The sequence below is a fragment of the Mesorhizobium sp. RCAM 06353 genome (assembly GCF_059683585.1).
In genome coordinates, this window is record NZ_CM185031.1 from 3,306,925 (window position 1) to 3,325,939 (window position 19,015).

At 64.2% G+C, this 19,015-nt stretch carries 22 protein-coding genes; 7 read left to right on the plus strand and 15 right to left on the minus strand.

Annotation, left to right across the window (positions count from 1 at the left end):
• Positions 1 to 66: 66 nt before the first annotated feature.
• From AC56QX_RS15795 to AC56QX_RS15825, 7 genes are all read right to left on the minus strand, one after another.
• Positions 67 to 741: an amino acid ABC transporter permease gene (locus AC56QX_RS15795; RefSeq protein ID WP_322415398.1), complete on the minus strand. Its 675-nt coding sequence runs from the start codon at positions 739 to 741 to the stop codon at positions 67 to 69.
• The gene (locus AC56QX_RS15800; protein ID WP_497117196.1) at positions 738 to 1,409 is read right to left on the minus strand and encodes an amino acid ABC transporter permease; all 672 of its coding nucleotides are present in this window, start codon (positions 1,407 to 1,409) and stop codon (positions 738 to 740) included. The genes AC56QX_RS15795 and AC56QX_RS15800 overlap by 4 nt, the downstream gene beginning before the upstream one ends.
• A gap of 89 nt (positions 1,410 to 1,498) precedes the next feature.
• The gene (locus tag AC56QX_RS15805) at positions 1,499 to 2,149 is read right to left on the minus strand and encodes an ABC transporter substrate-binding protein (protein WP_497117774.1); all 651 of its coding nucleotides are present in this window, start codon (positions 2,147 to 2,149) and stop codon (positions 1,499 to 1,501) included.
• Positions 2,095 to 2,286 carry a hypothetical protein gene (locus AC56QX_RS15810; protein WP_497118083.1) on the minus strand — a complete coding sequence of 64 codons (192 nt, stop codon included), beginning with the start codon at positions 2,284 to 2,286 and terminating at the stop codon, positions 2,095 to 2,097. Before AC56QX_RS15810 ends, AC56QX_RS15805 begins: the two co-directional genes overlap by 55 nt.
• 98 nt (positions 2,287 to 2,384) lie before the next feature.
• Positions 2,385 to 3,545: a saccharopine dehydrogenase family protein gene (locus AC56QX_RS15815; protein WP_497117198.1), complete on the minus strand. Its 1,161-nt coding sequence runs from the start codon at positions 3,543 to 3,545 to the stop codon at positions 2,385 to 2,387.
• Positions 3,542 to 4,042: an Lrp/AsnC family transcriptional regulator gene (locus AC56QX_RS15820; protein ID WP_497117199.1), complete on the minus strand. Its 501-nt coding sequence runs from the start codon at positions 4,040 to 4,042 to the stop codon at positions 3,542 to 3,544. The genes AC56QX_RS15815 and AC56QX_RS15820 overlap by 4 nt, the downstream gene beginning before the upstream one ends.
• A 275-nt stretch (positions 4,043 to 4,317) precedes the next feature.
• The gene (locus AC56QX_RS15825; protein ID WP_497117200.1) at positions 4,318 to 5,214 is read right to left on the minus strand and encodes an AraC family transcriptional regulator; all 897 of its coding nucleotides are present in this window, start codon (positions 5,212 to 5,214) and stop codon (positions 4,318 to 4,320) included.
• Positions 5,215 to 5,349: 135 nt separating this feature from the next.
• On the opposite strand from AC56QX_RS15825, the gene AC56QX_RS15830 reads away from it, so the two are divergent.
• Positions 5,350 to 6,078 carry an SDR family oxidoreductase gene (locus AC56QX_RS15830; RefSeq protein WP_497117201.1) on the plus strand — a complete coding sequence of 243 codons (729 nt, stop codon included), beginning with the start codon at positions 5,350 to 5,352 and terminating at the stop codon, positions 6,076 to 6,078.
• Between the two features lie 25 nt (positions 6,079 to 6,103).
• On the opposite strand, the gene AC56QX_RS15835 is transcribed toward AC56QX_RS15830, so the two are convergent.
• The 3 genes from AC56QX_RS15835 to AC56QX_RS15845 form a co-directional block, all read right to left on the minus strand.
• Complete coding sequence (locus AC56QX_RS15835; RefSeq protein ID WP_497117202.1) at positions 6,104 to 6,241, minus strand: hypothetical protein; 138 nt, start codon at positions 6,239 to 6,241, stop codon at positions 6,104 to 6,106.
• A gap of 210 nt (positions 6,242 to 6,451) precedes the next feature.
• Positions 6,452 to 6,901 (minus strand): universal stress protein, encoded by a 450-nt coding sequence (locus AC56QX_RS15840; protein ID WP_497117203.1) that lies wholly within the window; start codon positions 6,899 to 6,901, stop codon positions 6,452 to 6,454.
• A 266-nt stretch (positions 6,902 to 7,167) separates the two neighbouring features.
• The gene (locus AC56QX_RS15845) at positions 7,168 to 8,766 is read right to left on the minus strand and encodes an alkaline phosphatase family protein (protein WP_497117204.1); all 1,599 of its coding nucleotides are present in this window, start codon (positions 8,764 to 8,766) and stop codon (positions 7,168 to 7,170) included.
• Positions 8,767 to 8,902: 136 nt separating this feature from the next.
• On the opposite strand from AC56QX_RS15845, the gene AC56QX_RS15850 reads away from it, so the two are divergent.
• On the plus strand, positions 8,903 to 9,484 hold the full coding sequence (locus AC56QX_RS15850) for a histidine phosphatase family protein (RefSeq protein ID WP_497117206.1): 582 nt from the start codon (positions 8,903 to 8,905) through the stop codon (positions 9,482 to 9,484).
• Between the two features lie 286 nt (positions 9,485 to 9,770).
• On the opposite strand, the gene AC56QX_RS15855 is transcribed toward AC56QX_RS15850, so the two are convergent.
• The 3 genes from AC56QX_RS15855 to AC56QX_RS15865 all read right to left on the minus strand — a co-directional run bounded on the left by AC56QX_RS15855 (position 9,771) and on the right by AC56QX_RS15865 (position 12,116).
• On the minus strand, positions 9,771 to 10,172 hold the full coding sequence (locus tag AC56QX_RS15855; RefSeq protein WP_497117207.1) for a VOC family protein: 402 nt from the start codon (positions 10,170 to 10,172) through the stop codon (positions 9,771 to 9,773).
• A 90-nt stretch (positions 10,173 to 10,262) separates the two neighbouring features.
• Positions 10,263 to 11,327, minus strand: a complete 1,065-nt coding sequence (locus AC56QX_RS15860) for a sigma-70 family RNA polymerase sigma factor (RefSeq protein ID WP_497117209.1) — start codon at positions 11,325 to 11,327, stop codon at positions 10,263 to 10,265.
• Between the two features lie 42 nt (positions 11,328 to 11,369).
• A complete protein-coding gene (locus AC56QX_RS15865; protein WP_497117211.1) occupies positions 11,370 to 12,116 on the minus strand; it encodes an SDR family NAD(P)-dependent oxidoreductase in 747 nt (248 codons plus the stop codon).
• Between the two features lie 318 nt (positions 12,117 to 12,434).
• On the opposite strand from AC56QX_RS15865, the gene AC56QX_RS15870 reads away from it, so the two are divergent.
• Together AC56QX_RS15870 and AC56QX_RS15875 are read left to right on the plus strand one after the other, a co-directional pair.
• Positions 12,435 to 12,674 (plus strand): hypothetical protein, encoded by a 240-nt coding sequence (locus tag AC56QX_RS15870; RefSeq protein ID WP_497117213.1) that lies wholly within the window; start codon positions 12,435 to 12,437, stop codon positions 12,672 to 12,674.
• Between the two features lie 316 nt (positions 12,675 to 12,990).
• Entirely contained in the window at positions 12,991 to 13,260 is a 270-nt protein-coding gene (locus AC56QX_RS15875) for a cyclase (protein ID WP_497117214.1), read from the plus strand.
• Between the two features lie 77 nt (positions 13,261 to 13,337).
• Here AC56QX_RS15875 and AC56QX_RS15880 read toward each other — a convergent pair whose 3' ends face one another.
• Positions 13,338 to 14,114: a pseudouridine synthase gene (locus tag AC56QX_RS15880; protein ID WP_497117215.1), complete on the minus strand. Its 777-nt coding sequence runs from the start codon at positions 14,112 to 14,114 to the stop codon at positions 13,338 to 13,340.
• A gap of 241 nt (positions 14,115 to 14,355) precedes the next feature.
• On the opposite strand from AC56QX_RS15880, the gene AC56QX_RS15885 reads away from it, so the two are divergent.
• Together AC56QX_RS15885 and AC56QX_RS15890 are read left to right on the plus strand one after the other, a co-directional pair.
• Positions 14,356 to 15,039 (plus strand): hypothetical protein, encoded by a 684-nt coding sequence (locus AC56QX_RS15885; RefSeq protein ID WP_497117217.1) that lies wholly within the window; start codon positions 14,356 to 14,358, stop codon positions 15,037 to 15,039.
• Positions 15,029 to 16,618 (plus strand): GH3 family acyl-acid amido synthetase, encoded by a 1,590-nt coding sequence (locus tag AC56QX_RS15890; protein ID WP_497117218.1) that lies wholly within the window; start codon positions 15,029 to 15,031, stop codon positions 16,616 to 16,618. Before AC56QX_RS15885 ends, AC56QX_RS15890 begins: the two co-directional genes overlap by 11 nt.
• Positions 16,619 to 16,679: 61 nt before the next feature.
• On the opposite strand, the gene AC56QX_RS15895 is transcribed toward AC56QX_RS15890, so the two are convergent.
• On the minus strand, positions 16,680 to 17,876 hold the full coding sequence (locus AC56QX_RS15895) for a cytochrome P450 (RefSeq protein WP_497117219.1): 1,197 nt from the start codon (positions 17,874 to 17,876) through the stop codon (positions 16,680 to 16,682).
• A gap of 74 nt (positions 17,877 to 17,950) precedes the next feature.
• Here AC56QX_RS15895 and AC56QX_RS15900 point away from each other — a divergent pair, with 74 nt between their 5' ends.
• Positions 17,951 to 19,012 carry a hypothetical protein gene (locus tag AC56QX_RS15900; protein WP_497117221.1) on the plus strand — a complete coding sequence of 354 codons (1,062 nt, stop codon included), beginning with the start codon at positions 17,951 to 17,953 and terminating at the stop codon, positions 19,010 to 19,012.
• Positions 19,013 to 19,015 lie beyond the last annotated feature (3 nt).

Sequence of the window (19,015 nt, forward strand, 5' to 3'; positions counted from 1 at the left end):
TTTTGTTAGAGCCGGTTTTTGTCGGGCTCGGCCTCGTCATATCGGTTGGACCTTTGGGGTTCGATGTCACAGCTGCACCTCGCCATGGGCCGCACCCATGCGGCGTTCGAGCCGGCGGGCCAGCATGATCAGGGGATAGCAGACGATGAAATAGCCGACGCCGACCAGGAAGAAGACCAGCAGGCCGTTCGGCACACGCTGCACCACCAGCCAGCCGACGCGGGTGAGGTCGGTCAGACCGATGGCCGAGACGACGGAAGAGTCCTTGATCAGCAGCACATATTGCCCGACCAGCGGCGGCAGCACGATGCGCATCGCCTGCGGCAGCACCACCTGCCGCATGCGCTGCCAGCGCGACAGGCCGGATGCAAGGGCCGCCTCGACCTGGCCGGTCGGCACCGAGCGGATGCCGGCGGCGACGATCTCGCAGATGAAGCAGGCGGCGAGATTGGTCAGCGCGATGATGCCGGCGGTGAAGGCGTCGAGCTCGATGCCGAACTCCGGCAGGATGAAGAAGATCAGGAAGATCTGCACCAGGAACGGCGTGCCGCGGATCAGGTCGACCCAGGCGCCGATGACGCCCGAGATCAGGCGGTTGCCGCCGGTGCGCAAGATGCCGAGGCCGAAGCCGAGCAAGGTGCCCAGCACCAGGCTGATCAGCGACAGCACCACGGTCATGCCGAGGCCGCGCAGTGCGAGGGGATAGGAACCGGCGAGGCTGAGGAACTGTTGCCAGATCATGTCCGCGCCCCCGCCGTGCCGAGCCAGCGGCTGGAGAGAACGGCCAGCCCTTTCAAGCAGTAGTAGAGCAGCAGGTAGAAGGCGGCGATGGTGAGAAAGCCTTCTGCCGGCATGAAGCGGTCGGAGGCAAGCAGCTGGCCGGCGCGGGTCAGCTCGGCGACCGAGATCAGCGACAGCAATGCGGAATCCTTGACCAGCACGATCGCCTGGCCGAGCAGGGGCGGGATCGTCACCTTGAAGGCTTGCGGCAGCACGACCAGCCGCATGCGCTGGACATAGGTCATGCCCGAGGCGACGCTGGCTTCGACCTGGCCGCGCGGGATCGACAGGATGCCGGCGCGAATGATCTCGGCGATATAGGCGCCACTGTTCAAGGACAGCGCCAGGATTCCGACGACGAGCTCCGGCAGGACGAAGCCGAGCCGGGGCAGGCCGAAATAGAGGAAATAGAGCTGCGCCAGCAAGGGCGTGGCGCGCACGGCGTCGATATAGGCCTTGGCCGGGGCGCGAAACAGCCAGCCGCGCTGGAGGTTCATGGCGCACAGCACGATGCCGACGACCAGCGCGCCGATGAAAGACAGCGCCGACAGCCAGACGGTCGTGACCAGGCCCTGCCCAAACAGAGGCAGATATTCGACGATGGTGCGGAAGCTGAAATTTTCGAGCATCGCTGGCGTGTCCTCGAGACGGACGAAGCGAATTCCGGACGGTCTCGCGCCGCCGGAGCGCGCGCGAAACCGTCGGGATCTATCGCTGCTTAGTGATCCTTCTTCCAGGCGTCGGAATTCACCCAGTAGTCGAGGTTCTTCTGCAGGCGGCCGTCGATGGTGACCTGGTTGAGGAACAGGTTCATCCAGATCAGCAGGTCCGGCTCGTCATAGCGGGTGGCGAAGGCAAGCGGCTCCTTCGACAGCAAGTCAGGCATGACGGTGAAGGTGCCGGCGGGGTAGGCCGTCTGCTGACCCTTGACCGCCGAGATGTCGTTGACGCCGCAATCGGCCTGGCCGTTGTTGACGGCGTCGAGCAGCAGCGGGCCGCCGCCCTTGTAGCTCTTGATGTCGGCATCGGGGAAGGCGGTCTTGGCTTCCTTCTCGCCGGTGGCGCCGAGCAGAACAGCGATCTTGGTGCCCTTGGCCTTGCAGTCCTCGGTGGTCTTGAACTTGCTGTCGGCCTTGGTGAAGACGGTGCTGCCCGTATACATGTAAGGCGTGGTGAAGGCGACCTTCATGCCTCGCGCCAGCGTCGGCGTCATGTCGGCGACCAGCAGGTCGGCCTTGCCCGAAAGCAGCGCCGGGATCAGCCCGTCCCAGTCGAAGTCGAGGAAGGTGATTTTCACACCCATTTCCTTGGCCATCAGTTCGGCGAGTTCAACCGAACTGCCGGTGCGTTCGCCGTTGGCGCCGACCAGCGAGAAGGGGGGCCTTGCGTCTGTACCGCGACACGCAGTTCGCCGCGCTTGGTGATCTCGTCCAGCGTTCCGGCGCTGGCGGCAGCGGTCAAGCCCGCGAGCGCAAGTCCGGCGATGAAAAGTCTGGCAATCTTCATTTGGTATTCCTCCCTGTTGGTTGTTGTTTTGCCCGCGGATTCCCTTGGGCGCTTTTTTGAGCGGCGGCGCCGTTTGCCGGCGGGCCGTTCGAAAACTCTCAGTCCCAGGCCACCGTTTCCGTGACCTTGATGCCGCGCCTGGCCAGCGCATCGAAAAAGGGGCCATCGGGCACATGCAGCAGCGGGTTCAAAAGGCCCGGTGTGGTGATCTCTCGGCGCGCGAGCATCTGCGCCACGATGCTGGCGGGATAGCCGACGCCGAGGCTCATGCCGAACAGGCCGGAGGCCAGGTCGCGTTCGATGATCAGATCGGATGTCACCGTCTTGGCGCGACCGGCTTCGAGGCCGGAAAAGACATTGCGCATGACGCACAAATCCTTTTCGCCGGTACCGTATTGCAGTTGCGGGCCGAGCAGCCGGCCGAGGAATTCACGCGGGCTGTTGGAGGTGCCGGGCACCTTGTCCTCGGACAGGAAACCAAGCTCCTTCAGCGGCGCCCAGAAGGCCGACCATCCGGGCCAGCGCAGCGTGTAGCGGCCGGAGCGCTGCAGCCCCTTGGCGGCCGGAAGCATCTCGACATAATGCAGCGCATCGCCATTGGGGAAGGCTTCCAGCCGGCCAAGGCCGGCGACCTCGATCTCGTGGATGAAATGACTGTCATGCTGACGGGCGGCCGGCACGGCGACGCGTTCGCCGTCCTCGATCATGACGCTGTCGCGGTTCTGGCTGACCAGGACCATGTCGAAGTTCCAGCTCACCTTATAGCAAAGCGGCTTGGCCATCGCCTTCGGCTCGGGGATGCCGCCGCAATAGGAATCGATCGCGGTGATGGTATCGAACTGCTTCGCGGCACGGGCGTAGAGCACGAGGTCGATGCCGGGGTCGAGCCCGCATTCGGTCATGACAGACACGCCGGCCTGTTCGGCGGCCGGCGCCAGGTCGGCGATGGCCTTGCCGTAATTGGTGGTGACCAGCGGCGTGCGGGTTGCGATGGCGGCCTGCACCGCCTCGCGCATCAGCGGCTGCGGCAGCAGATCGATGACGGCGTCGGCATCGGCCAGCACGCTGGCCAGAGCCGGACCGATCTCGCCTTCGGGCACCACGAAGCGCACACGGGAAAGGTCGGTCAGATCGGCCAGCCGGGCCGCACCATCCGGTGCGGTGTCGACGCAGATCACCTCCTCGACACCGCTGGCAACGAGATCGGCGATGGCCGCCCGGCCTTGCAGGCCGAGGCCGCCGAGAACGGCGATCTTCATGCCGGCTCCTTGCGGTCGTCAGACCAGCAGCCCTCGGGAAGGCTGACCCATTTGTTGCAGGACGCCATGACGACGAAGGTCTCGCTGCGCACGACTTCGCCCGGCTCGCCGGCGCCCGGGATCAGCTCGCTGGTGACGCGGTAGAGATCGGCGACGTCGCCGGCCACGGTCACGTCGACGATAATGTCGAAGCGCCCGGTGACCACCGAAGCCGAGTTGACGAAAGGCAATTCGGAAATGCGTTGCGCCAGTTCGCGGGCGCGGCCGCGCCCCTGGGCGTTGATGCCGACAATGGCCGAGATCAGTTCGGGCCGCTCGGTCAGGTTCAACAGCCCGACGATCTTGAGCAGATTGCGATCGAGCAGATTGCGCAGCCGCGAGCGCACCGTCGGCACCGAAATCGCCAACAATTCGGCGAGGCGGTTGATGCCCGGCTGGGCGTCCTGCGACAGCTGTTTGACCAGCCGCCGATCAGTCAGATCGAGATGTTCCCGCAAAGTGTCTGTCTTTCACAAATGAGATAAATCGACGGATTTTTCTTTCTAATGTGAAAATACCTTATGGGCAATTTTTAATAACAGCAAGGCCTGTATCGTCTCGGGGCCACGGCCCTCTGCTCATCCATGCAGACAGGCAGGATAAAACGCTTGGTGGTGGATCTATCGAAGCCGCTGCGCGGGCCGGCCTCGAGGGGCGCGGTGCGCAAGCCGGGAAGGCGTGGTCTTCCGCTCTACGCTTGCGTCTTCGAATTCAAGGTCGGGTTTGCGCGCGGTCAGGCTAGCTCGGTGGGCTCTGGCGCGGCGCGCAGGCGGCCGATATCGCGCACGGGTGGTGCACCGAACAGGCGGGCATATTCACGGCTGAACTGGGAAGCACTTTCATAGCCGACGGAGAAGGCGACGCCGGCCGCATCGCCTGACGTGGCGAGCAGGCGCCGGCGCGCCTCATTGAGGCGGATGCGCTTCTGGTACTGGATCGGCGTCATTGCCGTGACCGCCTTGAAGTGGCGGTGGAACACCGAGGCGCTCATGCCGGCGATCCGGGCAAGATCCTCGACGCGGAACGGCTCGGCATAGTGGGCGCGGATCCAGCCCAGCGCGCGGCGAATCTGCGACAGGCGGCTGTCGGCGCCGGCGATCTGGCGCAGCATGGTGCCTTGCGGTCCCTGCAGCAGCCGAAACAGGATTTCGCGTTCGAGCAACGGCGCCAGCACAGGGATTTCGGCCGGATGATCGATGAGCTCGATCATGCGCAGCCATGCATCGACCAGCGCCTCGTCGGCCCGGCTGACGGCAAAGCCATGGCCGATCGGCGCCTCGGCAACGGGCGGCATGTCGAGTAGCAGCGAGGCGATGAGCGTGGTGTCGAAGGCCAGGCTGACGGAGAGGTAGGGGTGTTGCGGGCTGGCCTGCACAACCTTGCCGACGGCCGGCACCTCGACCGCGGCGATGAAGTAGCGCCCGGCGTCGTAATGCAGCAGCTGATCGCCGATCATGACCGATTTGGCGCCCTGCAGGACCAGGCAAAGCCTTGGGTCATAGAGCCCCAGCAACGGCCCGGTCGTCGCCTCGCCCTTCATGATAGCGACGCGGGGAATGCCGGTTTCGGTCAGCCGGCCGCGCGCATGGCGCATCACCAGCGCTTTGAGGTCGTCGAGCGATTTCATCACAGCCTGTAGATCGCATCGGCGCGGCCGGCAATCAAGCTCCCGGCAGGAATAGGCAAGAACTCACCAGTTTTCGGCACGCGGCGGCCAACGGTCCGCCCCATCTCTGCCGCAGACCAACCACGGATCAAACTGGAGATGGAAATGACCGACAAGACCGCATTGGTGACCGGTGCCAACAAGAGCATCGGCTACGAAACCGCGCGCCGGCTGGGCGAAGCCGGCTACAGGGTTTGGCTGGGCAGCCGCGACAGGGAACGCGGCGAAGCGGCGGCAGCCGAGCTCATGCAAAAGGGCCATGACGTGCGCGTACTGGATATCGACGTCGCCAGCGACGCCAGCGTCAAGGCGGCCGCCACGCGCGTTTTGCAGGAGCACGGACGTCTCGATGTGCTGGTCAACAATGCCGGCGTCCTCGGCTCAATGCTCGCTCCCAGCGAAGAGCCCATAGCCATCATCAAAGACGTCTACGAGGTCAATGTGTTCGGCCCGATCCGCACCACTCAGGCCTTCCTGCCGCTGCTCAAGGCAGCTCCGCGCGCCAATGTGGTGATGGTTTCCAGCGGGCTGGGGTCACTCGGCGGATTGACCGATCCGGCCAATGAATTTTATGCGATCAATATCCTTGGCTACAACAGCTCCAAGACGGCGCTCAACGCCGCCACCGTTGCCTTCTCGAAGGAGCTTGCCGCGGCGGGCATCAAAGTCAATTCGGCCGATCCCGGCTATACCGCGACGGACTTCAACGGACACACTGGCTACCGCACCGTGGAGCAGGCGGCCGAGATCATTGTTCGCCTGGCGACCCTGGACGAGAACGGTCCGACCGGCGGCTATTTCTACGATGAGGGTCCGTTGCCCTGGTGAAGGCCCGGCAGGCCATCGTCTCTGTTCACGCCAGCGCCGCGGCCAGCAGCTTCGCCTGCGGTGTCAGCTCGTCGAAGCTGCGGGCGCAAAGGTTGAGCTGGCGCGTCGCCCAGTCGTCGCCGAGGCGCAGGCTGCGAAGCCGGCGGGCCGAGCGGCGCGGCACTTTCCGGCACGATGGCGATGCCGGCGCCTTGCGCGACCCTCCGGGCGCGGTCGAACGAATGTTGGCGCAAGGCGGCCGCGCCGGGATGCGCCCCTGTCTGCTGTTTGAGCATGATTCCGAAAGCCGGTTCCAGCTCTCGGGGGCACACTAACTCTTTGTTTTAACGCAATTCCGGACGGAAAACCGTTTCACACTTTTCCTGGAATTGCTTTAGCGAACCACCAGCACCGGAATTTCAGTATAGGACAACACTTCCGCCGTCTGGCTGCCGAGAAGCAATTTGCCCAGGCCGCGGCGGCCATGCGAGGCCATCACGACCAGGTCGCAGCCTTGTGTCTGCGACAGTTCCAGGATCGCTTCGGCGGGCCGTTTGTCCTCGACATGGACCACCTCAGCAGACACGCCGGCGGCATCGGCCGATGCCTTGCACTTGTCGAGCACCTCCTTGCCATATTTGCGCGATTCTTCCTGGTAGACGGCCAGTTCGTCGCCCGCCGCATAGCCGGCCATGGCGCCGCCCCAGGCGAAGATCGGGTACGGTTCCGAGACAGTGACGAAGGTGACGGTGGCGCCGATGCCTTTTGCCAATGTGAGGCCATGGGCAACGCCCTTGTCGGCCAGTTCCGATCCGTCGGTGGCGATGAGCAGATGTTTGTACATGATGATCTGACCTGTTGTGCAAGGGCCGATGCCCTGGGGTGGCGGGAGCCCTCGAGGGCTGTACCTGATATAAGTTCGCTACCCGCGTCATCACAGGGCCACCTTGATGCGGATCAAGGCCAGGCAAGTGGGGTTGGAACTCAAACCACTGTCAGGCCGGCCTGCCATCAGCGATGCGGTCACCTGTCTTCAAACATTGCCGATCACAAACAATTGGCCGCCGAGCATGCCCGGCGGCCAATTGTGAAACGGTATGATCCCTAAGCTTAGAACGGTGTCGTCGGCAGTTCCTGAGTGCCTTCGAGTTTCACAGCCTGGAGTTCGTTCGCGTTATAGCCAAGAGCCCGCAGGATGGTGGGAGCTACCTGCGTGGTCTGCACCAGGGTTGGCACCGATCTCGGCTTGAGCGAAGGACTGCTGATGAGAAGCGCCACGTTGCGATCGTTCGCATTGGCGCCGCCGTGCTCGGCAATCTTCGAACCGGATGTGTAGACCACACCCGGATTGACCGTGGCTATGAAGTCCGGCGTACGGCTGTCGGTGGCCGGATCCTGATAGGCGAGAGCAAGCGCATTCGGCGGCTGGATCTGGGCGATGCCTTCAGCCTTGCTCGATTTCTCGAGATAATCCTGCGCCGCCGTGAGGTTTTTCACCCTGTCTTGCGGTTTGAGCCAGATCAGCGCGGCGTCGTCGGCGATGTGGAAGGCATAGCCCGGTGTCTTGGTGTATGGATCATCGTCCAGTGGCTGGAACGTCGCGGGGTCGATGGGAGACTGGCCATGCTTCGAAGCAAGTATGATCAGGGTCGAACTGGCAAGGTGGTTGTCCTTGAGCGCGACCATCAGCTCGCCGATAGCGCCGTCCACATAGGCGAGTTGCCCGGCAAGACCGTTGCCAGGCGCGCCGCTGGCATCCAGATAGCCGCCCACCAGACCGGCCTCGTCGCCGGGACCGGACTTGGGGAGTTTCTGGCCCACGCTCACCGCCTGGAAATTCATGCCGAAAAGCGTGGGAACCGCTGCATGATGCGCGCCGGTGCTGTCGAGGCCTTTGATTTCGTTGATCACCGCATGAACCCGCGCTTCATCAAAGTCACGCTCGGCCTTGAAGCTGCCGGTCGTCTTGACCTTCGTGCCGGGAATCAAGCTGTCCTGTTCCAACGCGTACAGGTCGTCGACGCCTTTTCCCGACGGTCCGTTCAGCCATTCGTAGGCCGGGTGCTTGTCGGACCAAGCCGTGCGGCCGCCATGCGCTTTCACGATTTCGAAGACGTTGTTGACCCGCACGAAATCATGCGGATAGACCACCGAGCACTTGCCGTTGATCAGCGTCATCGGCAACTTTGCCGGGTCGATCTGACTGCGGAAATCGCCCGGCTTGCCACCACCATCAAGGCGGGTCGAATCGACGTCGATGTTCTCGGCGAAAGCCACCTCGGCGCCAGGCTCGCCCTTGCAATCCGAGGCCGGCGCGAAATAGGTGCGGTCGTAGCTGTCGTCGTAGAACACGCCAGTCGATTTGGGCGTGCCGCCGGTTACCTGTGCCACAAGGCCGGGAAACGAGTCGGACGGGGCGCTGGTGAGCGCATTCGGATAGAAAATCCCGGTACTGGCGAGCGTGGCGATAGGGCCCTTCGGATTTGCGGCGACATAGTTTGCCAGATCGAGCGCATGAAGCCCGTCGACGCTGATAAGCAATACGTGCTTGTAGGGTGCGGCGTTGGCGCTGGAAACAGACAGCGCGCCAGCCAACACCGCCGTCAGCGTGCCCGCCGCCAGCGCCAGAGATAATTTTTTCATTGAAGTGTCCCTCGTCTCGCAACCCCGCGATGGAACAGGGTAGGCGAGCGGACATGACAGGTTCATGAAAACTCTGTGGCAGGGACCTTACGGATTGGTAAGCCAGCGATGATGGTGCTGACGTGCTGCGATGGCAGCCGGGGTCTTTCGCTGTGTTGTGCCGACCGCTACAGCTTGGCCTGACATCATCGAAAGGCAGCCCATGAGCAACGCATATCCGCAAATCCACCTGGTCCGGCATGGCGAGACGGCGTGGAGCCTTTCGGGGCAGCATACCGGCCGCACCGACATGCCGCTGACGCCGGCAGGCGAAGCGGCCGCGCGTGGCGTTGCGGATCGGCTCAAGGGCCTGGCGTTCTCGGCGGTGTGGTCGAGCCCGTCGCAGCGCGCCTACAACACCAGCGTGCTGGCCGGCTTTGGCGCGACAAGCGTCAGAAACGACGATCTGCAGGAGTGGGACTACGGCGCCTATGAGGGGCGCACCACCAAGGAAATCCTGGCCGAACGGCCGGGCTGGAACGTCTTTCGCGACGGCTGTCCGCAAGGCGAGATGGCGGCCGATGTCGGCGTCCGCGCCGACAGGATCATCAGACAGCTTCGCGAAGCTGGCGGCTCGATCCTGATCTTTTCCAGCGCGCATTTCCTGCGCGTGCTCGCCGCCCGCTGGCTCGGCCTGCCGCCGGAAGGCGGCGCGCTGTTCGTGCTCGATACGGCCAGCATCAGCGTGCTCGGCTATGAGCATGATCTGAGCGAGCCGGTCGTGCGCAAGTGGAACCTGAAGTAGGGTTAGCGACAAACGCTGGCCCGAGCGCCCCCTCGCGTTCGTCATCCACGGGCGGAGCAGCCGCGTAGCGGCGTCGCGAAGACCCGAGGATCCATGCCGGGACTCTGAAGCGCAGCAACGGTGCAGAAATTCTGCTCTGCCCCATTCCTCGGTTAAGGTCACGGAATGGATCCTAGGGTCTGCGCCGCGTCGCTTCGCTCCTTGCTTCGCCCTAGGATGACGAACGCGGGGGAAGGCTCCAGCTAATTTCAGACGTCTGGCGCTGCACGGATTTGCGCCACCGCTCCTACTTGTCGAACTTCCGGATCGCCTCTGCGCTCACCGGCGTGAAGAAATTCACCAGATTGCCGTCGGGGTCGCGGAACAGTAGCGAGCGGTTGCCCCAGGGCATGGTGGTCGGCTGCTGCACGGTCACGTTCCTGATCGTGTCCGACAGCCTGGCGAATTCGGCATCGACGTCGCCGACGCGGAATTCGAGGATGGCGGTGTGGTTGTCGGCGGGGCGGGCGATGTCGCCGCCAAACAGCATCAAGGTGCGCGTGCTGCCGATCGCCAGCGTGCAGGAAGGTGTCGAGAGTTCCGCGAAGTCCTCCGTGTAGACCGTGACCGGCATGCCGGTGATCTCGCCGTAGAAGCGCACGAGGCGCTGAACGTCTGATGTGATGATGCGGACAGAAACGAAATTCATCGCAGGACTCCTTGATCGCTGAAGCCGCGTGCGGGCTCCCGACCGACCTATAGGCCAGGCCTCCTGCCAGCTTTCTGTCAGGAGAGACGGCTACGCTTTCGGTTCGAACCAGCTCTCCTGCATCATTGGCGGCAGGCCGAAGGCGGCGAACAGCTCTGCCGCGAGCGGGGCGACATAGACCGTGAGCGAGGCGATGCCGCCAGCGGCCGGCTCGATGACATGCAGCGACTGCGCGCGCCATTCCGGCTCCTGATGGCGCCGCGCGTAGATCGCGACGGCGGGTTGGCCGTTGGCCCGTGTCGCCACCGCGCGGTAGCCGGCGAAATTGCCCCACACGGCTTTGAAGAAACCGTGGATCGCGGGGCGTCCCTCGTACCAGTCCAGCCATGGCGGCATGTGATAGGTGGCGTCCTCGCGCAGCAGCGCGATGAAGCCGTCGAGGTTGGCGGCCTGCCAGGCCTTGATATAGCGTTCCAGCAGCACATTTTCCCGCGGGTTGGGCTGCGATCGCTGCAAGGGGCGCCCTGCGGGATAGCGCTCACCAAGCGTCGCGCGAGCCCGCTGCAAGGCGCTGTTGACCGAGGCGGTCGAGCCGCCCAGCAACTGCGCGGTCTCCAGCGCCGACCAGCCCAGCACGTCGCACAGCAAAAGGGCTGCGCGTTGCCTGGGTGGCAGCAACTGGATGGCGGCGACGAAGGCCAGCCGCACGGCTTCGCTTGTCTCGTAGCGCGCCTCCGGGCCGGGTTCGCCATCGACAAGGTCCGGTAGTTCGGCGTCGGGGTAAGGCTCCAGCCAGGAGAGCTCGGCGGCTGGCCCGGCGGCGGCACGTCCTTCGCTCGGCGGCCGGTCCGGTTCCTGGAGAAGGCGATGTCCGGATGACCGCGCCTTGATGGCGTTGAGGCAGGTGTTGGTGGCGATGGTGTAGAGCCAGCCGCGCGTCGAGCCGCGCCCGTCGAATTGCGCGCGGCGGCGCCGGGCCTTCAGCAGCGTCTCCTGGACGAGGTCGTCGGCCTCGTGCAGCGAACCCATCATCCGGTAGCAATGCAGCTTCAGCGCACGGCGGTGGGTCGTCGTCAGGCGCTCGAAGGCCGGCCGATCGAGGATCGGCCGGCCTGTCGGGCTCGGCGGCTCGATCGGGCCGGGAGCGTCTGTCATATCGAGCCTGCGGTGCGGCGTTTCTCACTCATCCTGCGCGCCTCATGCCGCCGCCGCAAGGCCGCTGCCGCTCACCGTGAAGGCGGTGCCCTGCGCCTTGCCGCCGGCGAGCGCGACCACGGCGCGTCCGACATCGGCGGGTGTCTGCACGTCGCTCATGCTGGCCAGGAAATCCGCCGGGCTGATGCCGAGATAGGCGGAGATGCTCGAAATGCCGCGCTGGCCGACGCCGGTGCCGGCCATGATGCGCATCGGCGCCAGCGCCATGAAGCGCAGGCCGAGGCCCAGCCTTTCGGCTTCCTTCTGGCTGTGGGCGGCCAGGAACATCTGCATGCGCTTGGCGCCGGAATAGCCGCCCGAGTTCGGCGGGCCGCCGCTGAATGCCGCGCCGCTGGAGATCAGCACCACGCGGCTGCCCGGCTTCAGCGCGCCTTGCAGGGCGGCCTTGCAGAACAGGAACGATGCCTTGACGTCGGTCTCCCAATTCGCCGAGAAATCGTCCCAGCTCTGGTCCTGGATGGACGCCGACGGAGCGAAGGCACCGGCGCAGATTACCAGGACATCAGGCTGCATGGCGGCAAACACCGCGTCGGGCGCGGTGTCCTGCGTGGCGTCGGCGGCAAGCGTCTTCACGCCTGACGCTTCCCAGGCGAGCTCCTTCAAAGCTTCCGTGCCGCGGGCGACGGCTAGCACATTTGCGCCTTCGCCGAGCGCAGCTTCCACGATCGAGCGCCCGACACCCCGGCTGCCTCCGACGACGACGACATTTTGACCTTTCAACGATCCCATGGATCACCTCGCTTTTCCGGCCCGGACAATTCCGGCGCCTATAGCTGAAGACAGCGCGGGCGGGTGGAAATCATCGGTGGGGGGTGAAAATAATCTTTCGCGGGCGGCCTGCCAGGCGCTCCCATTCGTGTAGTGTCTCAGTTTGAAATTCGGAAATCGTCGGCCGCATTTGAAGCTGTAGGCGAAGCCGCCTATGCTCAGCGGAAGCATGGAGCCGTCCCAGCAATGGATTTCGTCCTAAAGTTTCTTTTTCGCCCAGCTGGCGCGTCGGCTAGCAAGTACACTCATAGAGTGCCCATATCTGCGCCCGATAGGTCAATGGCAATTGCCAAAGCCATTGAGATAGTCGAACAGGACACATCACAGTCAGATGGAGCAATGTTGTTTGTTGTGGGAGGTGACGTCGTTTGGATTTCAGAGGGCAAAAATATCGACGGACCTAGAGGCCAGAAGCGCCCCTCAGACGAGATCGGCACTGCTGTCCGCGTCATCCGCGCTGCGACCGGCGAGGAAGCTGACGATGTGCAGGACCATCGCAAGAACGCCGCCGCCAAGTAGGGGACGGGAAAATGCGACATCAGCTGACTGGTAACGCCGGTCTGTATCACGTTGCACGGGAACTATCGCGGCGCGGTTGGCATGTCATGCCCCATGGCTCACCTCGCTTTTCCGGCCCGGACAATTCCGGCGCCTATAGGTGAAGACAGCGCGGGCGGGTGGAAATCATCGGTGGGGGGTGAAAATAATCTTTCGCGGGCGCTTGTCAGGCGGCTCTCATTCGTTCGCCGGTTTGCCAAAGATCGGCTTGAGGCGATAAACTGGACGGCCCATCGCCGATCTCTTGGGCATACCAATAAACTGGGAGGAATGGACGATGACGACGCTGTTCGTGAGACATACCGTGTCCGACTACAAGGCCTGGCGCAAAGTCTATGACGGGTTCGCCCCGGTTCAAAAGGCTGGCGGCGTGAAGGCAGAGACCGTCTATCAGGCGGCGGACAACCCCAACGACGTCACCGTGACGCATGATTTCGCCAATGTCGGCGAGGCACAGGCCTTCATCAAAAACCCGAAATTGAAAGAGGCGATGGCGAGCGCCGGCGTGCTCGGTGCGCCAAGCATGTGGATCACCAACAAGGCCTGATTGGCCGCTCCAACTCTGACTGACAGTGCTGCATTGGATGGCCAGGCCGCTTCTGGCCTGGCGGGCGGGACGCTTACTCATTCGGACACCAGCGCCAGCTCCTCCACCGTCAAATGCCGCGCCGTGCCCTTGGCGAGGTCGCCTAGAGGCAGCCGGCCGATGGCGATGCGGATGAGGCGCTTGACCTCGATGCCGTGGGCGGTGAGCAGGCGGCGGATGTGGCGGTTGCGGCCCTCGTCGAGCACGATCTCCAGCCAGGCGGTGCGGCCGCCGCTGCGCAAAAGCGCGATCGAATTGGCGGTCAGGGTCTCGCCGTCGACGGTGACGCCCGCGCGGAGTTTGTCCAGCATCTCGGTATCGGGCACGTTGCCGACCTGCACATGATAGGTCTTGGGCAGATGCGAGGCCGGGTCCATCAGCCGATTGGCGAAGTGGGTGTCGTTGGTCATCAGCAGCAGGCCTTCGCTCGCCTTGTCGAGGCGGCCGACCGGCGAGACGAAAGGCAAATCGAGCCCTTCGAGGCAGGCATAGACAGTGTCGCGCTGTTGCGGGTCGTCGCGGGTGGTGACCAGCCCGCGCGGCTTGTTGAGCATGACATAGACCTTGCGCTCGGCAACGACTTGCTCGCCATCGACGACGATGCGGTCGCGGTTGAGGTCGACGCGCAGTGCCGCATCGCGCACCACCTTGCCGCCGACGCGCACGCGGCCCTCGGCGATCAGCACCTGCGCCTGCGTGCGCGAGCACAGGCCGAGTTTCGACAGCGCGCGGTTGAGACTGACGCCGGGGGACTTGGCCATGTGTGGCCTGGTGATCGCCGGCCTGTCGGCATCGTGTGTCCGCCGTGGTGTCATGGCCGTCGCTCTGGTGTCGGTTGGGCCGACTGATGGCACGGGCGGGGGCGAGTTCGCAAGCTGCCGGCGGCGGGCGCACTGGCATAACCGGTTTGACAAGGATTCGGAAAAGAACGGGTTGAAACTCTCAAGCTCTGGCTCATATTCGATCCATTGGGTTTGACAGGGGCGGCAAGATTGCGTGCGATGTACTGCAGATGAAATCGATTCCATCCACTCGGTAAACACACCGGTCCCGGATTTGGCGTCCGCCGACCGCGACCAGATGTTTGCCTTGTACGAGACCTACTACGAGGCCGTCGACCGCAAGGGTTTCGAGCGCGATCTCGCCGAAAAGGATGCTGTCGTGACCATCCGCCATAAGCGGAAGATCATCGGCTTCTCGACCTATCTCGTCCGGCCACAGACGATCGGCGGGGAGACAATCCACTATCTCTTCTCGGGCGACACGATTCTCCACTCCGCGCGCTGGGGTGACCCTGTGCTGCTGCGCGGTTTCTTCCACGCGGCGGGCACCGCCAAGGCAAGTGTCGGGGGCCGGCTGTTCTGGTTCTCGATCATCGGCGGGCATAGGACATTCCGTATCCTGCCCAATTTCTTTCGCGAGTTCGTTCCTGCCATCGACGGCGCGAACCCGGCCGGCCTTCAGGCAATCCGCGACAAGATCGCGGCAGCCCGCTACGGCAGCTACTTCGATCCCTCGACCGGCCTGATCGACTTCGGGCCGTCGCAGGGCCATTTGCGGCGGGAATGGGCAGATGTCGAGGAAACAGCTGTCCGCAACCGGTTCGCCGCGTTCTTCCTGAGGGCCAACCCGTCCTATCTTCGGGGTGTCGAACTCGCCTGCCTGGCGGAGTTCGAGCTTGGCAATCTGAAGCGCTATGGAGCCACGAGCTTTGCCGAGGGGCTGAACGATGGCGGCTGAGGCCTGGGCGCGGATCGCCGACGCGACCGCGGCTTGCGACGCGGGTTTCCAGTCGCGGCTCGGCGGTGTCGAGGCCACGCAGCGCGCTGTCTTGCAGCGGCTTGTCAACGCGAATGCCGCGACGGCGTTCGGAACTGACCACGGCTTCGCTAACGTCACTTCCGCGGAAGCTTTTCGCGATCTGGTGCCGATCGGCGATTACGAACGGTTGTCACCCTATATCGAGCGGGTTGTCGGCGGGGCTGGGAAGGTGCTGACCGCCGAACCGGTCCGGTTCCTCGAACAGACCGGCGGCAGTTCCGGCGGCTCGAAATATATTCCCTACACGGATACGGGCCTGCAGGCCTTTACCGATTGCCTCTATCCCTGGCTCGCGGACCTGATCCGACGCCGCCCTGGAGTGCGGCGTGGACGCAGCTATTTTGCACTGAGCCCGGTGGGCCGCGGCGCGAATGAGCGCGTCGGCGCGCACAGGTTGGGCAGCCCCGTGCCTTTTGCCTATTTCGGCGCCTTGCGCGACAGCCTGATCGAACTTTCCGCCGTGCCGATGGACCTGCGGTTGCTCACCGATTTCGCCAGCTGGCAGAGGCAGACCTGCCTGCATCTTCTGGCCGCCGAGGATCTCGCTCTGATCTGGGTCTGGAGCCCGACCTATCTGACGGAAATCCTGCGCGCGATGCAGCGCGATGCCGGGAGCCTGTTGCCGGAACTGGCTGAGAGGCTGCGCGTCACGCAGCCGGCCGATACCGTGCGGCGCCGGCTTGCGGTCCTTGAGGCGGCCCTTGGAGATTCCCGGGCAGAGTTGTCGGCGATCTGGCCTCTCCTCGACACGATCAGCTGCTGGACCGACGCCTCCAGCAGCGGCTTCGCGACAGCACTGCGGTCTCATTTCCCGCATGTCTCCATGCAGTCCAAAGGCCTGATGTCCACCGAGGCAGCGGTCTCATTTCCCTATGGCGATGGTCCAGGCTGCATCCTGGCCTCACAGAGCGGGTTCTTCGAATTTGCCGACGACAGCGGCACCAGCCTTTTCGCCTGGCAGCTGCAGGCCGGCAAGTCCTACCGGCTGATCGTCACCACGGGTTCTGGTCTCTACCGCTACGACACGCAGGACATAGTCGAGATCACCGGCTTCACCGGCAACACGCCGCGCCTGCGCTTCAGCGGCCGTGCCGGCATGGTGTCCGATCTCTGCGGCGAGAAGCTGACGGAAGCCTTCGTCGCGCGCAGCCTTGCCGAGACCGGGCTCGATCACCGGACCTATGCCCTGCTTGTGCCGGTCGCGGCGCCGCATCCGCATTACCGGCTCTTCATCGAGGCGGCTCCTGGGCTCAACACCGACGGGTATGGTGAAAGCCTCGACCGTGCGCTCAAGGCCAATCCGCAATATGAATATGCCCGCCGCATAGGCCAGTTGGGACCGCTGCGGGCAACGGGCGCCGACGACCTCTATGGCAGGCTGAAGCGTCACCGCATGGCGGGCGGCACCAGCGTTGCCGGGATGAAGGCACCGGTTCTGCTGAGGCGATCGGACGCGGCTCTACTAGCCGCACTCGAGGCGGGTGAGGGGGAGATTTAGGATCATGCCGCATCCCCTTGTCGCGGAATCGAAAATGCCGGGCAACTGGGCGTCCGTCGGCTCAGACCGTGAGGTGCAAGGTCAATTCATCCAGGCCGCGGATGGAGGAGTTGTCCATCCAGCGCGCGGCGACCGGTTCGATGGCTGTCCATCGCGCCAGCGCGGCTTCCAGCACCGCGACGCCCTCCATCTCCGCCAGCGCCCTGCCGATGCAGACATGCGCGCCCCGGCCGAAGGCCAGGTTTTGCCTGCCGGACCGGCCGAAGTCGAAACGCCATGGATCGGCGAACTGGGCGGGGTCACGGTTGGCGGCGCCGACCAGCAGCACCACGAGTTGGTCCTTGCCAATCTCCTGGCCACCCATGACGACGGGCTCCAGCGGCCAACGGCAGATCTTCTGCACCGGGCTTTCCAGCCGCAGCGTTTCGGCGACGGCATTGGCGGCGAGGTGGCGGTCGGCCCGCAGCGCGGACCATTGGGCAGGCTGGCGGGCAAGATGGAAGAGCATGTTGCCGATGAGGTGCACCGTCGTCTCGTGACCGGCGAAGGCAAGGAAGGCGACGTTGCGGCCGGCAGCCGTGAGTCCCAGTCCGTCGATGAGGCCAGCCAGCCCAGTCAGCAGCGGCGGAGTCCGCCCGGCGGCGAGCAGGCCGCGCAAATGTTCCACGAAGTAGTCCGACATCTCGTCGGCCTGGTTGGAGCGGTCGCCAAAGGCATCATCGAAACCAGTATCGAGAATGGTGCGGATCGAAGCGGACCACGTCCGGATCATCGGCATGTCCGCGTCGGGCAGGCCAAGCAGGCGGCAGATAACACGTTCGGGTATGGCGCGGGTGAAGGCGGCCACGACATCGACCGCGCCAGACAGGCCGGCGTCGCCGATGAGGTTGTCGACCGCTTCGGCTACAACAGGGCGCAACACCGCCATGCCCTTGCCGATGAAGGGTTGCTGCAGGGCCTGGCGCAAGGCGGCATGGGCGCTGCCCTCCTGATAGATCAGCCAGTCGCGGATTGCCGAATCCGTCCCGTCGCCCGGTGGCACGTGCGACAGGCCGCGATTGGCAAGGCAACTCGAGACGAGCTCATAGCCGGTGACATAGACGTCGCCCCATGGCGCCTGCCAGACGGGAGCCCGCCGCCGCATTTCGTCGTGGATCGCATAGGTATTGGCGGCACCGGCGAAGGCGCCGGCGCGAACCCCATGCCAGGGATGCCGAGCGGCTTCGAACGCAGCGCTGAAGGAAGTCTCGCTATGCATCGTCTCTGGAAATTCCCCACCTCGTCAGCCAAGACAGGCTTTCGTCCCGCATGCCCTGGTATCGACGCCCGGCCATGACCATCAATCAAGGGCCGATCTACTATTTCTGCACACGCCAACACGCTTACACGATGGGCGTTCTGCTTGGCTACTACGACCATGGGCTAGGCGATCTGGTGCGGATCATTCCCTACGAACTGGCGGCGAGGCTCGGCTCGATTGACCCTGGCACCTTCATCTTCACGGATTTCGAAAGGCTGGCGCCGGCGCAATCGCAGGCCGCGATTGCCCTTTACGAGCACATCACCTTGCTCAATCCGGGCCTTTTGCTGCTCAACAATCCGGCAATCGTGCCGCGCCGATTCGACCTGCTGAAGCGATTGAAGGCCGCCGGCCTCAACCATTTCGACGTGCACCGTCTGGATAAACGTCAGTCCATCCGGCGGTTTCCGGTTTTCGTGCGCTGGGAAAGCCAGCATGAGCCGCCGCTGACAGGATTGATCGACAGCGCCGACGCGCTGGACAAGGCGATCGAGGGCCTGCCGGCCCATATCCGCCGCGATCCCGACCTGATGATCGTCGAATATGGCGCGGCCCCTTCGGCCGACGGCCGGTTCCGCAAGTATTCGGCCTATAAGGTCGGTCCGGCGATCTATCCGCAGCACTGTTTCATCAACGAAAGCTGGTACATCAAGTTTCCCAGCACCCGGTTCACCGAAGCCGACAGGGCGGAAAGCCGCGCTTATGTGGCCGACAATCCGCATGCCGCGCAGATCGAACGCGTCTTCGCGCTGGCCGGTATCGATTACGGCCGCATCGACTACGGCATCGTCGATGGCAGGGTTCAGACCTTCGAGATCAACAACAATCCCACCGTCTTGGCGCGACCGCCCGGTTGGGACGCGGGGGTGGACTACAGCCGCTACGCACGGATGCATGAGCAGGCCTTGCGCGCCATCATGCGGCCGGTCTCCGGTCCAGCTCTCCTGCTCGGAGACGGTACGATGAGTGTCGACGCCATCCACGCCGACGCCATGCGCGCGGTGCGGCAGCGCATCGCGGAATTCGCCTGGCGGCGGCGGCTGTCGCTGCGGCCGCTGAAGAAGCGGCTGGCGCGGCTGTTCGGCCGGGGTTGAAGG